General features: G+C 64.2%; 1 protein-coding gene. It reads left to right on the top strand.

Annotation, left to right across the window (positions count from 1 at the left end; all coding sequences use genetic code 11):
- Positions 1-592 (top strand): integrase core domain-containing protein (locus tag JK363_RS41565; protein ID WP_236076598.1); only part of this gene is annotated, 592 nt, incomplete at both ends.

Raw genomic sequence — 592 nt, 5'->3', positions numbered from 1 at the left:
GAGGCCGGGATCGACCCGTCGCCACAGCGCACGGACCGCTCCTGGGCTGCCTTCCTCAAAGCTCAGGCCACTGCGATCGTGGCCACAGACCTGTTCCATATCGACACGGTCTTCTTGCGGCGCTGGTTCGTTCTGTTCTTCATCGAGCACGGCACCCGCCGTGTGCACATCGCCGGCATCACCCAACACCCCACCGGCCCATGGGTTACCCAGCAAGCACGGAACTACCTCATGGACCTGGGAGACCATGCCGAGTCAATCAGGTACCTCATCCGGGACCGCGGCGCATACTTCACCGACAGCTTCGACGCCATCTTCCAAGCGATCGGCGTGCGGGTCCTTCCGACACTGCCCCAAGTGCCCCGGATGAACGCCATCGCCGAGCGCCGGATCAGATCATGCCGCCGCGAAGCCACCGACCGCATCCTGATCACCGGACAGCGACATCTCCACCTCGTCGTCAACGAGTACGCACAGCACTACAACCAACACCGACCGCACCGATCCCTCGGACAACGACCACCAGCCCCGATCGTCCCTGAACCGCGATCAGCCAGCGAGCGCGCAGCGGTCTCCCGACATGACCGGATCG

It is taken from the genome of Streptomyces coffeae (assembly GCF_016741875.1).
GTDB classification, from domain to species: Bacteria; Actinomycetota; Actinomycetes; order Streptomycetales; family Streptomycetaceae; genus Streptomyces; species Streptomyces coffeae.
The sequence above is the reverse complement of the archived record's forward strand: the minus strand, read 5'-3'. Positions and strand labels throughout refer to the sequence as shown.